Source organism: Bacillus sp. OTU530 (genome assembly GCF_038440375.1).
Genome location: NZ_JASATP010000004.1, coordinates 101,769 through 122,409 on the forward strand (window position 1 = coordinate 101,769; position 20,641 = coordinate 122,409).

Annotated in this window: 18 protein-coding genes; 9 read left to right on the forward strand and 9 right to left on the reverse strand. The window is 40.0% G+C overall.

Going from position 1 to position 20,641, the window contains the following annotated elements; all coding sequences use genetic code 11:
* The first annotated feature begins 413 nt into the window (after positions 1 to 413).
* Entirely contained in the window at positions 414 to 2,684 is a 2,271-nt protein-coding gene (locus tag AAHB12_RS04230) for a beta-glucosidase family protein (protein ID WP_342044413.1), read from the forward strand.
* 219 nt (positions 2,685 to 2,903) lie between these two features.
* Here AAHB12_RS04230 and gndA read toward each other — a convergent pair whose 3' ends face one another.
* The 3 genes from gndA to tkt form a co-directional block, all read right to left on the reverse strand.
* Positions 2,904 to 4,313, reverse strand: a complete 1,410-nt coding sequence (gene gndA / locus AAHB12_RS04235) for an NADP-dependent phosphogluconate dehydrogenase (protein WP_129728794.1) — start codon at positions 4,311 to 4,313, stop codon at positions 2,904 to 2,906.
* Between the two features lie 117 nt (positions 4,314 to 4,430).
* Entirely contained in the window at positions 4,431 to 5,099 is a 669-nt protein-coding gene (fsa, locus tag AAHB12_RS04240) for a fructose-6-phosphate aldolase (protein WP_342044414.1), read from the reverse strand.
* A 17-nt stretch (positions 5,100 to 5,116) separates the two neighbouring features.
* On the reverse strand, positions 5,117 to 7,132 hold the full coding sequence (gene tkt / locus AAHB12_RS04245) for a transketolase (protein ID WP_342044415.1): 2,016 nt from the start codon (positions 7,130 to 7,132) through the stop codon (positions 5,117 to 5,119).
* 307 nt (positions 7,133 to 7,439) lie between these two features.
* On the opposite strand from tkt, the gene AAHB12_RS04250 reads away from it, so the two are divergent.
* A complete protein-coding gene (locus AAHB12_RS04250) occupies positions 7,440 to 8,285 on the forward strand; it encodes a MurR/RpiR family transcriptional regulator (RefSeq protein WP_129728797.1) in 846 nt (281 codons plus the stop codon).
* 103 nt (positions 8,286 to 8,388) lie between these two features.
* Here AAHB12_RS04250 and AAHB12_RS04255 read toward each other — a convergent pair whose 3' ends face one another.
* The 4 genes from AAHB12_RS04255 to AAHB12_RS04270 all read right to left on the reverse strand — a co-directional run bounded on the left by AAHB12_RS04255 (position 8,389) and on the right by AAHB12_RS04270 (position 13,244).
* A complete protein-coding gene (locus tag AAHB12_RS04255; RefSeq protein ID WP_129728798.1) occupies positions 8,389 to 9,741 on the reverse strand; it encodes a GntP family permease in 1,353 nt (450 codons plus the stop codon).
* A 418-nt stretch (positions 9,742 to 10,159) separates the two neighbouring features.
* Complete coding sequence (locus AAHB12_RS04260) at positions 10,160 to 10,435, reverse strand: hypothetical protein (protein ID WP_129728799.1); 276 nt, start codon at positions 10,433 to 10,435, stop codon at positions 10,160 to 10,162.
* Between the two features lie 379 nt (positions 10,436 to 10,814).
* The gene (locus tag AAHB12_RS04265) at positions 10,815 to 12,449 is read right to left on the reverse strand and encodes a GMC family oxidoreductase (RefSeq protein WP_342044416.1); all 1,635 of its coding nucleotides are present in this window, start codon (positions 12,447 to 12,449) and stop codon (positions 10,815 to 10,817) included.
* A gap of 306 nt (positions 12,450 to 12,755) precedes the next feature.
* Positions 12,756 to 13,244, reverse strand: coding sequence for a hypothetical protein (locus AAHB12_RS04270; protein ID WP_342044417.1), 489 nt, complete (start codon positions 13,242 to 13,244; stop codon positions 12,756 to 12,758).
* A gap of 320 nt (positions 13,245 to 13,564) precedes the next feature.
* Between AAHB12_RS04270 and AAHB12_RS04275 the strand changes: the two genes are divergently transcribed.
* The 5 genes from AAHB12_RS04275 to AAHB12_RS04295 all read left to right on the forward strand — a co-directional run bounded on the left by AAHB12_RS04275 (position 13,565) and on the right by AAHB12_RS04295 (position 16,814).
* Positions 13,565 to 13,972 carry a DoxX family protein gene (locus AAHB12_RS04275; RefSeq protein WP_342044418.1) on the forward strand — a complete coding sequence of 136 codons (408 nt, stop codon included), beginning with the start codon at positions 13,565 to 13,567 and terminating at the stop codon, positions 13,970 to 13,972.
* Between the two features lie 20 nt (positions 13,973 to 13,992).
* On the forward strand, positions 13,993 to 14,844 hold the full coding sequence (locus AAHB12_RS04280; RefSeq protein WP_342044419.1) for a VOC family protein: 852 nt from the start codon (positions 13,993 to 13,995) through the stop codon (positions 14,842 to 14,844).
* Positions 14,845 to 14,986: 142 nt separating this feature from the next.
* Positions 14,987 to 15,313, forward strand: a complete 327-nt coding sequence (gene ytxJ, locus AAHB12_RS04285) for a bacillithiol system redox-active protein YtxJ (protein WP_129728803.1) — start codon at positions 14,987 to 14,989, stop codon at positions 15,311 to 15,313.
* The gene (locus AAHB12_RS04290; RefSeq protein WP_129728804.1) at positions 15,310 to 15,549 is read left to right on the forward strand and encodes a glutaredoxin family protein; all 240 of its coding nucleotides are present in this window, start codon (positions 15,310 to 15,312) and stop codon (positions 15,547 to 15,549) included. Before ytxJ ends, AAHB12_RS04290 begins: the two co-directional genes overlap by 4 nt.
* Before the next feature lie 194 nt (positions 15,550 to 15,743).
* A complete protein-coding gene (locus tag AAHB12_RS04295; RefSeq protein WP_342044420.1) occupies positions 15,744 to 16,814 on the forward strand; it encodes an LLM class flavin-dependent oxidoreductase in 1,071 nt (356 codons plus the stop codon).
* A gap of 147 nt (positions 16,815 to 16,961) precedes the next feature.
* On the opposite strand, the gene AAHB12_RS04300 is transcribed toward AAHB12_RS04295, so the two are convergent.
* A complete protein-coding gene (locus AAHB12_RS04300) occupies positions 16,962 to 17,843 on the reverse strand; it encodes a fumarylacetoacetate hydrolase family protein (protein ID WP_342044421.1) in 882 nt (293 codons plus the stop codon).
* Between the two features lie 342 nt (positions 17,844 to 18,185).
* Between AAHB12_RS04300 and AAHB12_RS04305 the strand changes: the two genes are divergently transcribed.
* Both AAHB12_RS04305 and bioC read left to right on the forward strand, forming a co-directional pair.
* Positions 18,186 to 18,929: an alpha/beta fold hydrolase gene (locus tag AAHB12_RS04305; protein WP_342044422.1), complete on the forward strand. Its 744-nt coding sequence runs from the start codon at positions 18,186 to 18,188 to the stop codon at positions 18,927 to 18,929.
* Complete coding sequence (gene bioC, locus AAHB12_RS04310; protein ID WP_342044423.1) at positions 18,926 to 19,747, forward strand: malonyl-ACP O-methyltransferase BioC; 822 nt, start codon at positions 18,926 to 18,928, stop codon at positions 19,745 to 19,747. The genes AAHB12_RS04305 and bioC overlap by 4 nt, the downstream gene beginning before the upstream one ends.
* A 184-nt stretch (positions 19,748 to 19,931) precedes the next feature.
* Here bioC and AAHB12_RS04315 read toward each other — a convergent pair whose 3' ends face one another.
* Entirely contained in the window at positions 19,932 to 20,636 is a 705-nt protein-coding gene (locus AAHB12_RS04315) for an HAD family hydrolase (RefSeq protein ID WP_129728809.1), read from the reverse strand.
* Positions 20,637 to 20,641 lie beyond the last annotated feature (5 nt).

Consider the following 20,641-nt stretch of genomic DNA (forward strand, 5'->3'; position numbering starts at 1 on the left):
ATACTTCCTTAGGGATTTTTGTGTAGAAAATAGCGTTTAGAATTTCATCACAAACTTAACCTCCAAAGCAAGTCCTGCCGCTACAATTATTGGTTCCCCGCTAGTCGAATCCATAACGATCTATAACATAAGCTCTTGTAAATGATCCTTTAAGATTTCTCTAATTTTAAAATACTGGTGTGTTAGGCTAGCTTCTTAAATATTTATAAATAGCGAAGTAATAAAAGCATTTTTGCTATGGAATTATATTTTTTCTTTTTCCCCTATTCGCTAATAAAAATAGGAAAAAAAGAAAAAAGCTACAGTAACAGGATCTTTATAAAATGAAGATCATTCCCATACGAGTACGAATGAAGCAATAGTCAGCTGGAGCATAACTACCTTCAATCGCTGCCACCTAGGAGGAACATACCATGAACAACAGGTTGAACAAAATGATCAGTTTGAGTATGATTGCCATTTTGCTGCTGATTATTAATACGAACGTCACAGCTGCAAATGGAACAGATCAGCCCCCAAAACTAGTAAATGAAGCTTCTATCGAAAAGGTACTAAAAGCTATGACACTGGATGAAAAAGCTCATCTCGTTATTGGGGCAGGTTACCCAGGACCAAATGGGATAGCTGGTGCCACCTATGCAATCCCGCGTTTAGGCATCCCGTCCATTACTCTTTCGGATGGTCCCGCGGGCGTGAGAATCGGTGGTTTGTTTGCTGGTGCTGCCCCGCGATATGCAACTGCATTCCCTATTCCATCATCGCTGTCTGCAACATGGGATACAGAGCAAGCTGCAAAGGTTGCAAAAGCTATGGGGAAAGAATCTAGAGAGTATGGAATTGATATTCTATTAGCACCTGCTGTTAATATTCAGCGTGACCCTTTAGGCGGAAGAAACTTTGAATACTACTCTGAAGATCCTTTCTTAGCTGGCACTATCGCTACAGCGTTTATCACTGGGGTTCAATCCGTTGGCGTCGGCACATCTATTAAGCACTTTGCTGTTAATAATCAGGAAACAAACCGAACAACAATGAATGCGGTTCTATCCGAACGGGCATTGAGGGAGATTTATCTTCCTGCTTTTGAAATGGCGGTCAAGCAAGTAAAGCCGTGGACAGTAATGAGTGCGTATAATGCGGTGAATGGTACGTTTGCTACTCAGAACAAATATCTTTTGACAAATATTCTAAGGAATGAATGGGACTTTGATGGATTTGTAATGTCAGATTGGTGGGCTGTAAAGGATCCTTTTGCTGCTTTGGCGGCCGGAAATGATTTAATCATGCCAGGCGCATACAATGGGCCTTTGCCTATGCCTCCTTTGATTAAAGATGTGTACGACCAGGCATCAGCATCTTCGCCAAGTGCCATTAAAGCCGCAGTGCAAAATGGTACTCTTAGTAAAAGGGCTCTTGATGAGTGCGTTCGCAATCTTTTGAGGATTATTGTTAAGACACCTACATTCAAGGGTGAATATAAAAATGTAGATTATAACCATAAAACGTCCCTGACGAAACAGGTCGCTGAAGAAGGTGCTCGGATAGATAGAGAAGCGGCTGCTGAAGGAATGGTTCTGCTGAAAAATGAAAATCATACCTTGCCGTTCAAGGGAATCCACACAATTGCGGTAGCGGGCCAAAACGCAGTTGTAGACCTTGCCCATAACAAACTAGGAATCATCATTGGCGGAGGCGGAAGCTCTCAAGTAAATGTGGAACCTAAGGATGTTGTTTCACTTATACAAGGATTACAAAACGCCAATTATACAGTAGTCAGCTCTATGGATGAAAACAAGCTGGTAGAGGGCTTACGCGCAGGTGATGCTGTTTACTTGGCGCAACATACAGATATCGGTTTAGTTTCAATAGGAAGAGCATCAACAGAAGGTGCAGATCGATCTGATATGGATATGAGGCCAGAAGAAGTGCAGCTCATAAAAGATTTGTCCAATGCCTATCATGCTGAAGGTAAAAAGTTAGTTGTTATCTTAAATATAGGTGCACCTATAGAGGTTGCGAGCTGGAGAGACTATGCGGACGCGATTCTGCTAGCCTGGCAGCCTGGACAAGAGGGAGGAAACGCAATCGCTGACGTCCTATCAGGGAAAACCAATCCTTCTGGAAAGCTTCCTGCAACCTTTCCATTACAGTACAGTGATGTTCCTTCCTACGGTAATTTTCCTGGTGATATTGCCGCCAACACAGTTCTTTATGCTGAAGGAATCTATGTTGGCTATCGTTACTACGATACAAAAGATATACAACCTGCGTATGCATTCGGTCACGGTCTTTCTTATACAAACTTTATGTACAAGAATCTTACTTTAAATTCCGCTCAGATGGACCTTAATCAGAATCAGCCAATCGTTGTATCAGTAGATGTTTCAAACACAGGGAACGTATCCGGCAAAGAAGTTGTCCAGCTTTATATTCGTAATAAGCAGACAACAATTGAAAGACCTTACAAAGAACTGAAAGGCTTCGAAAAGATTGCATTACAACCAGGGCAGACCAAAACAGTAACATTCACAGTAGATAAAAGAGCTATTTCGGCTTATGACGAAACGCTGAAGGACTGGGTTTCTAAAGCGGGCTTATTTCAAGTTCTCGTTGGAAGCTCTTCACGGGATATTAGGCAGCAAGGCGAATTTAGAGCGATCAGAAATGATACGCGGGCAAAATAACATTATTATCACCGTCTAACGTTAAGAAAAGCGGACAAGGCCCGCCTTTTATGGCAGCGTAGGGGTGGGCCGGAGTAAAAGTCGCTTTTTGCCTTTTGCGGAGGTTCAGCCCGGAGTCTGCCATTTTGAGCCTTGGGAGCTAGACATCCCCCCGAAAAGCTATCCTTTCTTACAGTGTAAAAAGAACAAGGGAGCAGGCCTACAGCCTCTCCCCTTATCTTATACCCATTCTGTATGGAATGTACCTTCTTTATCAATCCGTTTATACGTATGTGCCCCGAAATAATCCCGCTGCGCTTGCAGTAAGTTTGCAGGCAGGGTTGCCGTACGATAGCTATCATAATATGATAAAGCTGCTGAAAAAGCAGGAACTGGGATTCCTTGCTGTGCAGCTATTGCGATAATTTCTCGCAGCCCGCCCTGATAAGAACCTACAATTTCTGTAAAGTATGGGTCAAGCAGAAGGTTTGGTAAACTCGCATTACAGTCATACGCTTCCTTAATATTTTGTAAAAAGCCTGCACGTATAATGCATCCGCCTCTCCACAGCATGGCGATACTTCCTAAATCAAGGTTCCAATCATATGTTTCTGAAGCATCCTTCAATTGAGTAAGCCCTTGAGCATACGAACAAATTTTACTCATATATAAAGCCTGGCGTACCGCTTCAATCAATTGTTCCTTTTTAATTGCAAGTGCTGCTTTTCCTGTAGGACCAGATAATACCTCGCTTGCATACACCCGCTCTTCTTTTACTGCAGACATATAACGCGCAAAGACGGATTCTGTAATAATCGGAAGCGCGGCACCTAAGTCAAGTGCATTTTGACTTGTCCATTTTCCTGTTCCTTTTTGTTCTGCCGTATCCAAAATCAAATCTACTAAAGGCTTACCTGTTTCTTTATCCCTCTTTGTGAAAATGTCAGCTGTAATCTCAATGAGATAGCTTTCCAGCTCACCTTGATTCCACTCTGTAAAGATTTCATGAAACTCCGCTGCGCTTAAATCTAGGGTTTGTTTTAAGAAAAAGTACGCTTCGCAAATTAACTGCATATCTCCATACTCAATCCCGTTATGAACCATTTTTACATAGTGGCCTGCACCATCTGGCCCTACATAGGCACAGCATGGCTCGCCATCTACCTTTGCAGAAATGCCCTCAAGCATCTCCTTCACATGTTCATATGCTTCCTTCTGCCCCCCTGGCATAATTGACGGTCCCTTTAATGCGCCCTCCTGTCCACCGGAAACACCTGCACCGATAAAATGGATACCTTTTTCAGCAAGACGTTTGTTTCTGCGAACTGTATCGACAAAATACGTATTGCCGCCATCAATTAAAATATCTCCTTTATCTAGGTAAGGAAATAAGGAATCAATTGCTTTGTCTGTAATTTCTCCTGCATTTACCATAAGGAGGATTTTACGAGGGGACTCAAGGGAGTTGATGAAATCTTCAATGTTATGAGTGCCGATAAGGTTTTTATCATGATGTTCCTGGATGATTTCATTTACTTTTTCTTCTGAAATATCATAGAGAGCAACGGAATGCCCCTTACTCTCAAAATTTAGTGCAAGGCTTTTTCCCATTACGCCTACACCTACGACTCCAATTTGTTGCTTCGGCATATATAATCCTTCCTTCTGATAGCTCGATTTAAATTTTCTTATCGTTAGAAATATAGGAGAGCGTTAGTACTGCACGCAGAACCTAACGCTCTCTGAAGAATAGTGAGATGGTTTCTCTTAATTTTTAGGAGCTGCCAGCCAATCAGCAGCAAATTTTTCTATACCCTGATCTGTTAGCGGATGCTTAGAAATTTGCTCAATTACCGTATAAGGAATTGTTGCAATATGAGCACCTGCCATAGCTACGCGAGTCACATGATCTGGATGACGAACAGACGCGGCAATAATTTGTGTATCAAAATTATGAATACGGAATAGTTCAGCTACTTTTGACACTAGTTGTACGCCGTCCTCAGAAATATCATCTAAACGGCCTAAGAATGGAGATACATACGTTGCCCCTGCACGAGCTGCCAACAATGCTTGATTCACTGTAAAGATAAGGGTAACGTTCGTTTTCACACCTTTATCTGCCAGATAACGACAAGCCTCCAAACCAGCTAATGTCATAGGAAGCTTGATTGTAACCTTGTCATCCCCACCGTTAATTTTAATCAGCTCTTCAGCTTGTGCGATCATTTCATCAGCAGTAATCGCATCTGGCGTTACCTCAGCTGATACAGACTCCACACGTGGAACTGCTTGGCAGATTTCTGCAATGCGATCTTCAAATTTAACGCCTTCTTTAGCTACTAAGGAAGGGTTTGTCGTTACCCCAGCTAGCACTCCTAGCTTATATGCCTTTTTGATGTCTTCTAGGTTTGCAGTATCGATAAAAAATTTCATAATCCATTTCCCCCATTTTATGAATGTAGTACACTTTTTGCCGTTTGAAGTAGACCTTTTGCAGTTTGAACAACATTTGCTGTTGTAAAGCCAAACAGCTCCATAACTTCAGCCCCTGTTCCAGAAGCACCGAATGTTTCGATAGATAAGATTTTCCCTTCGAATCCTACATAGCGTTCCCAGCCAAGGGAGATTCCCATCTCAAGTGCTACACGCTTCGTAACAGCCGCTGACAGAACAAGCTCCTTGTACTCTTTTGATTGACGATCGAACAGTTCCCAGCTTGGCATAGCTACAACACGAACGGATACATCCTCTTTTTCCAGTTCAGCTTTCGCATTCACAGCCAGGGACACTTCTGAACCCGTCGCAATCAAGATCACGTTTGGATGTTCATCCGTTTGTGTTAGTACATAGGCCCCTTTAGAAAGATTCTCCAGATTCGCTTCTGTCTCATGGAACACAGGCAGGTTTTGACGGCTCAATACTAAAGCAACCGGACCATCTGTTTGCTGCAGAGCATACGCCCAAGCACTCGCTGTTTCATTTGCGTCTGATGGACGAATCACTGTAAGGCCAGGAATCGCACGAAGAGCTGCCAGTTGTTCGATTGGCTCATGAGTTGGACCATCTTCTCCAACTGCAATCGAATCGTGAGTAAAGACATACGTAACCGGCAGCTTTTGCAAGGCTGCTAGACGAATAGACGGTCTAAGATAATCATTGAACACAAAGAAGGTACTTACAAAAGGCTTCACCCCGCCATGAAGAGCCATTCCATTGCCAGCCGCTCCCATCGCGTGCTCACGAACACCAAAGTACACATTACGTCCACCAAAGGATTCTACTGCGTATGCTGCTTCTCCCTTGATATCGGTCATAGTAGAGTGGGAAAGGTCTGCGCTTCCTCCAAAGATAGAAGGAATCGATTTTACAAAGTGATTCATCGCCTCTCCGCTCGCTACACGAGTGGAAATAGATTTTTCTGTATCAAACGTCAAAATATCTTTCGCTTCGATAAGAACCTCCCCTGTAATAGCTTGTTCTAGTTCATTCGCTAATGCAGGATACGCTTCTCGATATGAATGGAACAATTCCTTCCATTGCTCTTCTTTGCCGATCCCTCTTTGTTTTAGTTCTTCAAAATGGGCTTGTACTTCTTCTGGCACAAAGAAATTTTCTTCATAGTGCCAGCCGTACGCTTGCTTTGTTGCTTTCGCTTCTTCTGCTCCAAGCGGATTCCCATGTGCCTTGTTTGTTCCGGCAACTTTTGGGCTGCCGTAGCCGATAATCGTTCTAATTTCGATCAAGGTTGGCTGATCCGGATTTTGTTTCGCTAATTCAATTGCTTTTGCAATATCCGCGACATTATTTCCATCTTCCACACGCAAATATTGCCAATGAGCAGATTCAGCTCGTTTTTGAATATCTTCTGAAAAGGAAAGGTTTAAGGAACCGTCCAAGGAGATGTCGTTTGAATCATATAAAGCAATTAATTTTCCGAGTTTCATATGACCAGCCATCGACATAGCTTCATAAGCGACACCTTCCATTAAATCGCCATCACCCACTAACGCATATGTGTAATGGTCAATCACAGGAAATCCAGCTTGATTAAATTTCGCAGCTAAATGCGCTTCAGCCATCGCCATCCCGACCGCATTCGCAATCCCTTGTCCTAAAGGACCCGTTGTTGCTTCAACACCATCTGTATGACCAAACTCCGGATGACCTGGTGTTTTACTGTTTAATTTTCGGAAGCTTTTTAAATCGTCTAGGGATACATCATAGCCAGCCAAGTGAAGCAAACTATATAACAAGCTGGAACCATGGCCTGCCGAAAGAACAAATCGGTCTCGGTTAAACCATTTTGCATTTGCAGGGTTATGATCCAGATGATGCGCCCATAATGCATACGCCATGGGAGCAGCTCCCATCGGAAGGCCTGGATGACCGGAATTGGCCTGATTAATAGCGTCAATTGATAAAGTACGAATCGTATTGATAGCTAATGTTTCAATGTTATGACTCATAGTGTTTTCCTCCTGACATCTCTCAAACTGTGAGTTAGTGTGTACCATTCACGTACAGGTAACCGTTTGCAGCAAAAACAATACCGAAGAGCGGTTCAGGAATTTCTTCTGCCTTCTAAATAGCTCTAATTCCAACACTCTTCTGAAAAATTTTTTCTTCCATGATTCAAATCATACAAAAAAAATTTCCTAATTACAAGATTAAAGAAAAAAATTTTTTTCTGGTTATTGTTTTTTTCGAAATTTATTTCTCGCCTGTACTTTATGTTATACTTGCTATAGTAACCTTACAGAAGGGAAGTTTCTTATGACAGGGAATTGTTTAGGAAAAATACGTTCCTATTACCCAAGATTGAGCGAAAAGGAAAAGAAGATTGCTGGGTATATTCTAGAGAATCCAGAAAAAATAATTCATAGTACCATTAATACAGTAGCTGAGGACTTAAGCGTTGCAGAGGCGACCGTCTTTCGTTTTTGTAAACGCATAGGCTTTAAAGGCTATCAAGCGATGAAAATTGCATTGGCATCAGAAGTGATGAATCCTATTCAGCAGATTCATGAAGAAATTAGTGAACAGGACAATGAAAAAACAGTGGCTGAAAAAATATTTAAATCCAATATCAGAACACTAGAAAATACATTACAAATCTTAGATAGCAACTCTCTCAAAAAGGCGATAGAGCTTATTCTTCATGCCAATCGGATAGAGTTTTATGGAACAGGCGGCTCAGCGGTCATTGCAATGGATGCTTATCACAAGTTTCTACGGGCGGGAATAAAAGCCTTTGTCTTCTCCGATTCGCATTTTCAATTAATGTCTGCCTCCCAATTAACAGAAAATGATGTTGCTGTTGTCATTTCTCACTCTGGCACAAACAAGGATACACTTCGTATCTTACAAACAGCGAATGAAAATGGTGCTAAAACAATTGGAATTACAAGTTTTCCAAAATCTCCAATCAGTCAAAATGTAGATGTTGCCCTGTATACAACCTCGGAGGAAACGGAGTATCGATCCGAAGCATTAGCTTCACGAATTGGCCAACTATGCCTAATCGATGCCCTATATATAAACATCGCGATTTTAAATAAAGAGAATGCCAAAAAATCACTCGAGAGAATACGAAATGCTATTTCAGAAACCAGAATATAATAGTAATAATTTGTAAAGCAAAACGCCTCTCCCTTCCCTAAGCTATTGATGCAATCAGAAAAGGTGAGCTCTTCTATAAAAGGAGCTCACCTTTTCTGATTCATTAGACAAATACATTAAGTACTAGAATAAATATAAATGCTGCTACAGATATAATTGTTTCTAAAGCTGTCCATGTTAGCAATGTTTCTTTTACAGTCATTCCAAAATATTCTTTGATCATCCAGAATCCAGAGTCATTTACATGAGAAAGAATAAGTGATCCTGCACCTGTCGCTAACACAAGAAGCTCTAGGTTTGTACCAGGCATCGCAGCTGCAATAGGAGAAACGATACCAGCTGCCGTCATCATCGAAACAGTTGCAGAACCTGTTGCCACACGAATCATTGCAGCAATACCCCAGCCTAATACAATTGGTGAAACATGTGATTGTTGTGCTAACTCAGCGATATATTGGCCAATCCCTGAATCCAGTAACACTTTGTTAAATGCTCCACCCGCTCCGATAACTAAAAGAATAGTAGCTGTTGGAGCTAAGCAGTCGTTCGTAAATTTTAAAACAGTATCACGGTTTAAGCCACGGAAGAACCCTAAGCTAAAGAAAGAGTAAACGGTTGCAATTAAAAGAGCAACAACTGGGTCTCCTAAAAATTTAAATACTTTAAATGCTGCGCTATCCTTTGCCAAGGATAATTCAGCGATAGAAGCAGCTAACATTAAAATAACCGGTACGAGAACTGTAAATACTGTATTGAAAAAGCCTGGAAGTTCCTTTGCTTCTTTATGCTCTGTAAGCTGTTCACCGATTTCTTTTGGGATTTCTTTATGAATGCGTTTTCCGATCCATTTTCCGTAAAGCGGACCTGCAAGAATTGCAGTTGGAAGACCTACAATAATAGAGTACAAGATTGTTAAACCTACATCAGCTTTAAAAATGCCTACTGCAGCCATTGCAGCCGGGTGTGGCGGCACAAGTCCATGAACTACTGAAAGACCTGCTACTAACGGAACCCCTATCGTTACTAATGAAACTCCTGTTTGACGTGCAATTGTAAATACTAATGGAACTAAAAGAACAAAGCCTACTTGGAAAAATACAGGTATACCAACGATAAATGCTACAAACATCATCGCCCAATGAACGTTCTTTTGTCCAAAGCGAGCAATCAATGTTTGTGCAATACGCTCAGCCCCGCCGGACTCTGCCATCATCTTTCCAAGCATTGTTCCAAGTGCAAGAACAATAGCGAGGAATCCTAGCGTATTTCCCATACCTGCTTTAAGAGAATCGATAATACCAGGAACCTTTGTTGGATCAGGTGATATAAGCGGCATGCCTGTGGCAAGACCTACACCAATAGCAGTAATAATAAGAGCAACAAATGGATTGAGCTTTGCCCAAGTAATAAGCAGCAAAAGAGCAACAATCGCTGCTAAGACGATGAGTAATAACATGATGAATCCTCCTTTAATTCTATGAAGCGTTTTCTTGTAACCACTTTCATTTCTTGAGTTGATTATAAAGAAAAAAATTTTTTTAATCAATACATTTAAGAAAAAAATTTTTATTTTAATGAAATCAAATGTAGTCCTATACTTTCCTACAGTGCGATAAAAAACGCTAGGTTACCTTTGTAGCCTAGCGTTTTACAGAGACCAGAAAGAAAAAAATTTCTTTTCAAGGATTTGTTTTATATGCTTTGCGGGACGGACAGTACTATTTGAAGTTAGATGAGGATTAGCTGATTAAAGACATTGTGGACATAAAATGATACAGCTTACATTCTATTTTTACATTTTAAGAACAAAGTGTAAGTGCAACTACGCCTCTGTCTTTGCCCAAGAGCCGGGCTCGCCAATCGGCGAGTTTTCTTTATTTTATATAAGCATCTACAACCTGGGCTACATAATCATCAAGTCCTGATTTGGCTAAAATGACAATGGACTGCGACTGCTCCTGATCTCCTAAAATTGTAGCGCTATATGCCTGTGCCTCGTTTTGATCAAATCTTTTATCGCGACTTACCATCAATTTATCTCCGTTTGCTACTCCATACTCCTCTAATATTCCCTTCACTCGTTGTTCCAAGTCTCCGGTTGGGCATTCCAATATTTTGATTCGCTGAACTGCATCCTCTAGAATTGCCATATACTTATCCTCCTAATTATACTTGTCCATTTTCCGAATTGACTTGCAAGGCACAGCTCTGATTCTTACCGTTATTCTACACACCGAACTAGCGCCTTGAACACATCACCATATGTTAATTTATACAGATTTTTACTTCTTATTCCTATATGAACTAGACTTTTATGATATAAGTCAAAACCACCGGTATAGTTGCATTCATACCTTGTCGCGAAAATTTTCTGATTGCATCGAATCCGCTTTTGTATAGAAATGTATATCTAAAGCGTAAAAAAACCATCTTTGAAAGATGGTATGTTACATATTTTTAATTCTCCCACTCTCAATGTCTCTATACACAGAAAACATTATCATTCTTTACTTACGCTTTTATAAACTTCTATTTGCGGGTAATATAATCTGCAGTATGAAAAGCTAAGGCAATTGTGGTAAGTGTTGGGTTGGCAGCACCGCTATGAGGCAATACACTATTATCTGCGACAAATAGACCTGAAATATTATGCACCTGTCCGTACTTATTTGTAACCGATGTTTCAGGGTCCTCTCCCATTCGACAGGTACCCATTTCATGATAATCAAGTCCTGGAGGGCGTAGACAAATCTCCGTTCCTGGTTGGATACTCACTCTCATGCCTTGTAACGCTTGCTTCATTTTTTCTTGAATATAGTTAATTAATTCAAGATCCTTTTGGCTGTAGGAAAAATTAACATGTATTTTTGGTATTCCAAAAATATCACGTTTCATAGGATGCAAGGTTACCTTATTTTCATAACGGGATTCAACCCTACCAAAGCCTTGTAAATAAACAGGTATTTTTTCACGCAATGGCACTTGTCTTTCGTGATAAAAGAAGGATCCCCCTCTTCCATACATTTGAAGCTGATAAGGAACTTCTGCAGTTTGTGGGACTAGAATGCCGAGATTCCCTAAATTTTCCGGAAACTCGAAACGGTTTAACTCTCCATTTACCTCTAAGAAGGAATGGTTTACTAAGTAATGACCAATCGCTTTCCCCTCTATTCCTGAATTCAGTAGAATTCTAGGAGTTTCAAGGGCACTAGTTGATAAAATAACATTTTTCGCCCGTATGATATAGGCTTTCCCGCCCCAGGTTAACACCTTTACTCCTGTCACTCTGTTATTTTCAACAATAACCTGAACAGCGCGGGAATAGATCGATAAATCAAAGGGATGTATATTGAGGGATTTCGCCAAGAATGAGATGGAGCTAAAAAAAACATCCGAATGAACTTTTCCGAATTTTGCTTGTGAAACATCTGTTGCAATCGGAACATGCATAGCCTGTGGGAACCCACTTTTGTGAAGACGATCAATGATAATCTCAGTTAGCAAGGAATCCTCTGTAAACTCCTGAGTAACCTTTAAAACTTCCTCAGCTTTATTATAGTATTCAAGCAAATCCTCAAAAGAAATTGGCCAATCCTTAAATTCTGCTTCATTCATTCTTGGACAAACTGCTGACCAAAATAGCGTTCTTCCTCCTAATGCAAATACAAGTCTTGCCCCAGGGAATTCGGGAAGCTCCCAACCTATGGGTGTAGAGATATTAGGGCTTAAAAAATATTGTTGAAAGCGTTCTACTTCTAAGGTAGGAACATTTTGTGCATGCGTTGGTAATAATAGCCCTCCTGCTTCGATCATTCCAACTTTTTTTCCTTTATTCTGCCACTGTTCACATAAACGATACAGAGCAGCACTTCCCCCAGCTCCGCTCCCTACTACCAGAGCGTCGTACTCCTCTGCTGCCATTTTTTCAAGAGGAGTAAGGGGAATCCAATGATCTAAATATGAAGCAGGCATTTCCGGATAACATACTGGGGGTGTTTGAGGAGATGTTAGCTGTACAGGAATCCGCACTTCCATATCAGTGATTTCTTGGTCTGGAAATTCAATGTGGGAATTAGCATCTAACAATGCTTGAAGCTCTATATGATACTGATCGGCCAGCGTTCTTAATGTATCATTTTTTTGAGCGATTATAATTTCCAGCATGCTCACCACGCTTTAAGTTATTTTCTTTTTTAAATATTTACTGTCTTTTTGTTAGATATATAACTTTTTCATACAGAAATGTTTGAGGACTGTATAGAAGCTAAAATCTACGCTGATTGGCGAGCCCTGCTCTTGGGCGAAGACAGAGGCGTAGTTGCCCTTATACTTTATTCCTAAAATTTCTCGCTACGTCGAATGATCTCCCAGCTAGAAATTTATAATTTCTTAAAGTGTAAAGAAACAAAAACAAGCCTGTTTTGGGCTGCTTGTTTACATAGAATTTGTTCTCGGAAGCGGGCAAATAGTTCAAGAAGATATTTTAACTAAATCCTTTGAAATTATTTTCAAAAACCACGGAAAGAAGAATCTATAGGCTATAAAGTAAACAGGTAACCCATACCATGTTTCCCAGCCTTTATTTCTCATGTACCCAGATGTGACCAATCCTAATTCTAAGAAAGAAGACAATAATGTAAAAATAAATGCAAAAGTCCATCTTGCCCGGGAGCTATAAAAATTAACATAAATAACAGCTATACAGGCAGGAACAAAGCTAAGTAAAAAAGAATCGCTAAGCTCTGTAGTATTGCTCTTTGCCAGATCAAATGTATCAAATACAGAGCCCGCAATAGAATCAGCAATCCAAGTCAAATGTCCGGCCACCCCTAAAGTAATAAATACTCCTATCCATGTTAAATTTTTTTTGGGCATAAGCAGCACGATTAGTATTGAAGTAATCACTAGCAGCCAAACATACCATTCACCTTGGTACTTCATAAGTTGTTGCAATTGCATTAAATCACCCCATTCCTATAGGATCCTCTAGATTCAAGACATAATTTTCTTTGATTTATCTTGAGTAAAATAATTTAAAAATATACTTATCTTCATTAAGACAAATCTCTAGGGTTACTTAAACATGTAGAACTCCAAAGAGTCGGAACATAAGGTTTTCAGTTCATAAATAAACTCTTCTCTTTAGATAAGTTACTTGACATAAATTAGTTACAAAAATATAATAACTTACATAAAGTAACTAACTGAAAAGTTAAGTATCGAATTACAGTTTGTTGTCATTACGAGCAAAATAATTATGAAAGAGGAGTGTTAGAGAAATGATAAGAAGTAATGAAATCGGTGCAACAATTTTGAGAGTATTTTTAGGCATCACATTCTTTGTACATGGATTAGCAAAATTTCAGGGTGGCATTGCAAATACGGCTGGATTTTTCGAAAGTTTAGGTTTTCCGGGATTCAGCGCTTATGTAGTAGCTTTGATTGAATTAGTTGGCGGTATTGCTTTGGTTTTGGGAATTGGAATAAGACTTGTTTCCATTTTATTCGTACTGATCCTAGCTGTTGCGACAGTAAAAGTAAAACTAGCTGCTGGATTTCTGGGAAATGGTCAAATGGCTGGCTACGAACTTGACTTGGCTTTATTGGTAATCTCACTCTACCTTGCTGCAATAAACAAGTCCTTTTTAGCTTTAGATAATCTACTGTTCCGTTCAAAGGATGCTTAAATCAAAAGGAGCGATTTAAAATGAATTTTCATCATGCACCGAATACGTTTGTAGGGCAGGTAAACCTAAAGGTACAACACTTGGATCGTGCACTAGCATTTTACCAGCAAGTAATCGGTTTTAAGGTATTGGAACAAACGGAACGAACAGCTAAGCTAACTGCCGATGGCAAAACTACTTTGTTATCACTTGAACAGCCAGAAAACGTTGTTCCTAAGCATGGAAGAACTACGGGACTGTATCACTTTGCCCTTTTACTGCCTAATCGTGCTGATTTAGGAAGAATATTAACGCATTTTATCCAAGTCGGCTATCCCTTACAAGGCGCATCAGACCATCTTGTAAGCGAGGCTCTTTATTTAGCTGACCCTGATGGAAATGGAATTGAAATTTATGCAGACCGTAATTCTTCCGGGTGGAATTGGAAAAACGGTGAAGTAGTAATGGCAACCGAACCAGTGGATGCAGAGAGCCTTCTTGCGGAGGGGCAAGGAGAGTCTTGGACTACTCTTCCTGCTGGCACTATCATGGGACATATCCATTTACATGTATCTGAGCTAAAAAAGACTGAAGAATTTTATATTCAGGGACTCGGATTTGAAGTGGTGAACCGCTATGGGAATCAAGCACTTTTCATTTCTACCGGTAAATATCATCACCATATTGGATTAAATACATGGAACGGTGTAGGGGCACCTCCCCCACCAGCTCACAGTGTCGGACTCGAATCATTTACTTTACTGCTGTCGGATGAGGAAACAAGAAATAATGTTATTGCTCGCTTACAGAGCATTGGTGCAACTGTCAAAGAAGAGAATGGTTCCTTTGTTACATTAGATCCGTCTGGGAATCGTATTCTTTTACGAGTGTAATTTTCGGAAAATAAACAGAATCACTTACACAAAGTATTGCTACAAAAGTTATCTGGGATATCATATCGCGTACACCATTCCATTCAAAAATTGAAAAAACTGTTATAATAAAAATGAAAATAATTAGGATAGGGGTATTAAAATGGAAATTAAAAAATTAACAAGCATCGATGAAATGAATCAATTTGTACAACAATCAGGAAAGCATTTGCTTTTTAAACATAGTACAACTTGCCCCATCAGTGCTCAAGCGCATGAAGAATTTCAAGCTTTTGTTAAGGATACGAATACATCTGCCGCAATTGTATTAGTTATTGAAGACCGTCCTGTTTCTAATCAAATTGCTGAACAGTTTGGAATTAAGCATGAATCTCCACAAGTCTTTTTACTTGAGGATGGGCAAGTTCGTTGGAATACCTCTCACTGGAAAATTACAAAAGAAGCGTTAAAGGAGGCTGTCGGCGAATGAGCAAGCAGGTGATTGTCTATTCAACAGCTGGTTGTGTAGAGTGCAATTATGTGAAACAAATGTTAGAAGAAGAAGGCATAGCTTTTGAGGTAAGAGATGTAATGGCAAGCGTAGAATATCAAAAGGAAGTAGAGAAGTTTGGATTTATGGGTGTGCCTGTAACGGTAATTGGAAACCAAGCGGTAAAGGGATTTACGCCAGAGCTTAAAGAACTTATCGCAAACGCTAAAAATTAAAGGCAACTTGCCGATTAGCGAAGATAGAGACGTAGTTGTACCTATATTTTATTCCTAAAACTTGCTGCTACGTCGAATTCATTTCTAGCTGGAATTTTAGTGTAAACAAGATGACTCCGTTGGTCACCTTTGGACCTTTGGAGTCATCCTCTTTAATGATGTTTTTATAGTCTTAACTGGAGGAAAATGCAGCAATGCGACAAGAAGAGCGATTTACAAATTCAGGAATAGAAATTGGTCTTTATACGCTTGGAGATATATGTCCAGACCCTTATACTGGTGCAACAATTAGTGCTCGGCAAAGAATTAAGGAGATAATTGAGGCAGCAAAACTTGCTGACGAGGCCGGACTTGATATTTTTGGGGTTGGTGAGCACCATCGGTTAGACTATGCAGTATCAGCTACTCCGGTTATGTTGGCAGCCATTGCTCAAAAAACCAAACACATCAAGTTGACAAGTGCAACCACAGTGTTAAGTACTGTTGACCCTGTTCGCTTGTTTGAGGACTTCGCTACATTAGATTTACTTTCGGATGGACGTGCGGAAATAATCGCTGGCCGAGGAGCGTTCGTGGAATCGTTCCCTCTTTTCGGATTTGACACAAATGACTATGACGCCTTATTTTCAGAAAACATCGATTTATTTTTAAAGCTTAATGAAAACGAGAGAATTTCATGGGAAGGGCACTTTCGTTCATCATTGAGCAATGCTGAAATTGCACCTCGGCCTTTACAGAAGCAGTTACCAATATGGGTTGGCGTTGGGGGATCACCGGAAAGTGCGACTCGCGCCGGCAGATTAGGTGTTGGGATGGCTATAGCAATTCTTAGCGGTGACCCGGCCAGATTTAAGCCATTAGTTGATTTATACCGCAAAGTTGGTACTGAAACCGGACATATTCTGGAAAGTCTCAAGGTAGGCATAACAGGACATGGGTATATCTCAAAAACAACCCAACAAGCCAAAGACGAATTCTATCCTTATTATTCAAATTACTGGTCATACGTTAACCGCCAGCGAGGGATGGTCGGTACAATATCAAGAGCAGATTTTGACGAAATGACAACTCCTGATACCGCTTTGTTCGTGGGAAGCCCGCAACAGATTATCGAGAAAATTCTTCGCCAATACGAGCTATTTGGGCATCAACGTTTTATGGCGCAGATCGACATAGGCGGTATACCGTTTAAGAAAGTAGCTGAGGGCATTGAGTTATTAGCTACGGAGGTAGCTCCGATTGTTCGGAAGGAAACAAGTAAGTGAACTTGAATTGTTATTCATATGAAAGATTCCTTGTTATTGGTGAAGCTGATTAAAATATCAGAGGATGTCCCAAAGGAGTAGCTCATAGCGCTACTCTTTTGGGACATCCTCAATCTATGTAGTCTTATATGGTTTAATGTTAGAGGTTTAACTTAATGTATTTCGTAATGTCCCCAGCTTGTCTATTGATATGGTGACCTCGTCCTGTGAAGCCAGCCAAGCTTGCTCCCCTTCTGGATACCCGAGGATTACGCCTTCCGGGGTGCCTGTAAAAATTACATCTCCGGGTTTTAATGTCATATACTCTGACAGATAACTAATGATTTTATAACAATTGAAAATCATATCCTTTGTATTTGCTTTTTGACGTACTTGTCCATTTACCCGGCACTCAATATCGAGGTTATGCGGATTACCGATAAACTTACTTGGCACAGTATATGGACCGACTGGGGCAAATCCATCTAATGTTTTCCCTATTAACCACTGACCTGTTTTAAACTGTAAGTCCCTTGCCGATAAATCGTTTCCTATCGTATAGCCAAAAATATAATTTGGCGCTTCCTCTTCTGTAATATTTCGTGCTTCCTTCCCAATAATGACAACTAATTCTGCTTCATAATCATATTTTTCTGCATTACTTGGTAATTCTACGATTTGTTGATGCGCTGAAAGAGCGTTGCTAAACTTACTAAATACGATGGGTTCTGTCGGCACTTTCATGTTTGATTCCTCAGCATGGCTTATATAGTTTAAACCAATACAAATAATTTTCTCCGGGTTATCAACACTTGGACCAAAGGTAATGCTTTCCTCTTGTCTAAAAAGCTCCTTTCTTTGGCTCATGGCTTTGTTTGTAATGTCTTCAATTTTAGCTAAACCTTCTTCACCCTGTATAATGACTTGTTTTAAGGTTTGTGGAAGGGAGAAATTAAATGCCTCACCAGCCTCAGCCAAATCAAGAACGCCCTGCTCAGTGAAAATAGCTAATCTTAATTCTTCATTTTTCACAATATGTAGGAACCTCATAATAAACTCCTCCTTAATATCTTCCTTTACCTATTGTAAGCTATCACTTTTTCAAGTTCATTAATCATTATACAGGATAATATCTAAACAACTCCTTTATAAGATTCCATCGTGTATTAAGGTTTCTAATGAACAGCTAAAACAACCTTTTGGAGACTGCCTGTTATATTTTATAGAAGTACCTTAGTTGCCTTTTCATAGCCCCTAGATAAAACTAGCAGGCTTATTCTAAAGCTTTTTATCCCTCTTACGATTCCTTGTATTGACAGTTTCACAAAGTCATGGTTAGATAAAGAAAATGTTAACCTTAAATAAAAATCAGTTAACAAAAGGGGTTGTGAGATGAAACAATCGCATTTAGTAATGCTTCCCGGCTGGGGAATGGAAAGGGAAGTATTTCAGCCATGTATTGAATCGCTCTCTAACATATTTGATCTTTCATTCGTGGAATGGAGGCATATAAAAGCTCCTATCGACTTTGAGGAGCGGGTGATACAAGAGATTACCTCGATTCATACACCTATTTTTTTACTCGGTTGGTCATTAGGTACACTGACAGCTCTTAAAGTTGCAAGCCTGTATCCGGAACGTATAAAAGGTCTTATCCTCTTTAGCGGAACAAGTCGTTTTACAAGCTGTGAACAATATCCTTCAGGCTGGCAGCCACGCGTTGTGAAGCGGATGAAAAAACAATTACAAGAGGATAAAGACAAAACACTTACTCTTTTTTATGAAGCTATGTTCTCTCAGCCCGAACAAGACAAAGGACAGCATCATCAGTTTGTAGACCTAGTGCAACGAGAATTTCAAGGGGATGACATGTTATCTCTTATGGTAGGTCTAGACTATTTATTAGAAACAGACTATAGATCGCTCCTTAATAAGATTGAAACTCCATGCCTATTGATTCATGGAACAGAAGATACAATCTGTCCGCTTACGGCTTCTTCTTTTATAAACGAACAGCTTGGAGAAAAAGCCCACTTTTCTATGGTGAGCGAAACAGGCCATATCCCCTTTTTCACAAAACCAGATGAATGCATGCGATTAATCAAAAAATTTGTGCAAAGGATGGAAGAGAAATGATTAATAAACAGCTTTTAAAAAAGCGATTTAGCAAGCATGCAAAAACATATGATGACTATGCACATGTTCAAAAAACGATGGCAAAGCAGCTAACAGATTCACTCCCTCAACACTTAGTAGAACAACAGATAAATATTCTTGAGATTGGCTGCGGTTCGGGTTGCTTGACACAGTTATTATGCAAGGCATTTCCGAAGGCTCGAATTCTTGCGATTGATCTGGCACCCGGAATGATTGACGTGGCACAAGAACGGATCCAAGAGGAACGTGTTACCTTTTTATGCGGTGATATTGAGGAAATCGTTCTTACTGGCAGCTATGATCTTATTCTTTCAAACGCAACATTTCAATGGCTGAATCATCCTAGCAGAGTGATCCAGCGATTATTTACATTATTAAAGCCTGATGGAATATTTGCATTTTCCACATTTGGAGCCAAAACCTTTCAAGAGCTGCATGCTGCTTATGAGCAGGCAAAAGAAAAGCTGGGGCTTCAACTAAGCAGTTCACCAGGGCAATCATTTTATTCTCTTGAGGAGCTAGATACGCTTTGTAAGCAGGTGCTCAATTCTGCAAATTCATGTTCATTTGAGATAATCAAAACAGAACAGCTTGAATTAGAGTATTTTCCGTCAACACGCGCTTTTTTCAACTCGATTCAAAAGATTGGAGCAAATAATAGCAATCAGGAGCACTCCTGCCAACGGCCTTCCTTTCTGCGGGAATTAATGAGTCTCTATGAAACTCATTATCGGGACGAAAAGGGTATAAGAGCTACATATCATTGTTTATTTATAACGATTGTGAAGGGGACGTAACTGCTTCTATAAGAGTCGTTTTCCGGTGCGGTTACTCTACATAACAATTATAGAATTCTCTATTAACACCCTGCTAATCTATTATCAGCAATCAATCGCAACAAGCCCTTGTGATTTCACAAGGGCTTGTCGACATGCTTATATCAAGCAGCCATTTTAATTACAGATCAAGAACTAGCACGAACTAGCCTTGTTTAACTATTTCCAATATAGATAACAGCTGCTCAATTTCTGCTAACGGTGTATGCTCGGTATCCGGTTGTCTTTTTCGGTGATTATACCAAATGGACTGCCAACCCGCCTTAGAAGATCCTACAATATCATTTGTCCAAGAGTCTCCAATATAAAGGATATGCTCTGGAGCACAGTCTACCGTTTTCGCAGCTTCATGGAAAATTCGTGGATCTGGCTTTGCATGTCCTACCGCATCAGATACAAATATACGATGCTCTGGAATATATTGAGTAATACCAAGGCATTTCATTTTATTCCTTTGATGTGCAGTAGGTCCATTTGTAATAATGCCAAGCTCAAACCCTTGATTGGAAAGTGTTGTCAATAATTCAGGTACCTCTGGAAATAGCTCAATGGCGTTCAAAGCAGCCTCGTATTGAAGTTGGAATTGCTGAGCAACCTCGTTAGAGATGCTAATTTCATATTCTTTTAACGCTAATACCATTCTTTGCACACGAAGCTCTTCCAAGGTTAACCGATTTTGGCAATAATCTTCCCACAGTAAATCGCTAAAATATCTAAATTTCTTATATGTATCTTCTGGAGCGAGAATTTCCGCATGCTCCGGGAACATTTTATGCAATGAATCAGTAAACGGCTTTTGATGATCATGCAACGTGTCGTCTAAATCGAAAAAAATTGCTTTAATAGCCATATATA

What these genes read in the sequence shown, in the direction of transcription:
- AAHB12_RS04230 (WP_342044413.1), top strand. Translation starts at nt 414, where the DNA reads ATGAACAACAGGTTGAACAAAATGATCAGTTTGAGTATGATTGCCATT.
- gndA (WP_129728794.1), bottom strand. Translation starts at nt 4,313, where the DNA reads ATGCCGAAGCAACAAATTGGAGTCGTAGGTGTAGGCGTAATGGGAAAA.
- fsa (WP_342044414.1), bottom strand. Translation starts at nt 5,099, where the DNA reads ATGAAATTTTTTATCGATACTGCAAACCTAGAAGACATCAAAAAGGCA.
- tkt (WP_342044415.1), bottom strand. Translation starts at nt 7,132, where the DNA reads ATGAGTCATAACATTGAAACATTAGCTATCAATACGATTCGTACTTTA.
- AAHB12_RS04250 (WP_129728797.1), top strand. Translation starts at nt 7,440, where the DNA reads ATGACAGGGAATTGTTTAGGAAAAATACGTTCCTATTACCCAAGATTG.
- AAHB12_RS04255 (WP_129728798.1), bottom strand. Translation starts at nt 9,741, where the DNA reads ATGTTATTACTCATCGTCTTAGCAGCGATTGTTGCTCTTTTGCTGCTT.
- AAHB12_RS04260 (WP_129728799.1), bottom strand. Translation starts at nt 10,435, where the DNA reads ATGGCAATTCTAGAGGATGCAGTTCAGCGAATCAAAATATTGGAATGC.
- AAHB12_RS04265 (WP_342044416.1), bottom strand. Translation starts at nt 12,449, where the DNA reads ATGCTGGAAATTATAATCGCTCAAAAAAATGATACATTAAGAACGCTG.
- AAHB12_RS04270 (WP_342044417.1), bottom strand. Translation starts at nt 13,244, where the DNA reads ATGCAATTGCAACAACTTATGAAGTACCAAGGTGAATGGTATGTTTGG.
- AAHB12_RS04275 (WP_342044418.1), top strand. Translation starts at nt 13,565, where the DNA reads ATGATAAGAAGTAATGAAATCGGTGCAACAATTTTGAGAGTATTTTTA.
- AAHB12_RS04280 (WP_342044419.1), top strand. Translation starts at nt 13,993, where the DNA reads ATGAATTTTCATCATGCACCGAATACGTTTGTAGGGCAGGTAAACCTA.
- ytxJ (WP_129728803.1), top strand. Translation starts at nt 14,987, where the DNA reads ATGGAAATTAAAAAATTAACAAGCATCGATGAAATGAATCAATTTGTA.
- AAHB12_RS04290 (WP_129728804.1), top strand. Translation starts at nt 15,310, where the DNA reads ATGAGCAAGCAGGTGATTGTCTATTCAACAGCTGGTTGTGTAGAGTGC.
- AAHB12_RS04295 (WP_342044420.1), top strand. Translation starts at nt 15,744, where the DNA reads ATGCGACAAGAAGAGCGATTTACAAATTCAGGAATAGAAATTGGTCTT.
- AAHB12_RS04300 (WP_342044421.1), bottom strand. Translation starts at nt 17,843, where the DNA reads ATGAGGTTCCTACATATTGTGAAAAATGAAGAATTAAGATTAGCTATT.
- AAHB12_RS04305 (WP_342044422.1), top strand. Translation starts at nt 18,186, where the DNA reads ATGAAACAATCGCATTTAGTAATGCTTCCCGGCTGGGGAATGGAAAGG.
- bioC (WP_342044423.1), top strand. Translation starts at nt 18,926, where the DNA reads ATGATTAATAAACAGCTTTTAAAAAAGCGATTTAGCAAGCATGCAAAA.
- AAHB12_RS04315 (WP_129728809.1), bottom strand. Translation starts at nt 20,636, where the DNA reads ATGGCTATTAAAGCAATTTTTTTCGATTTAGACGACACGTTGCATGAT.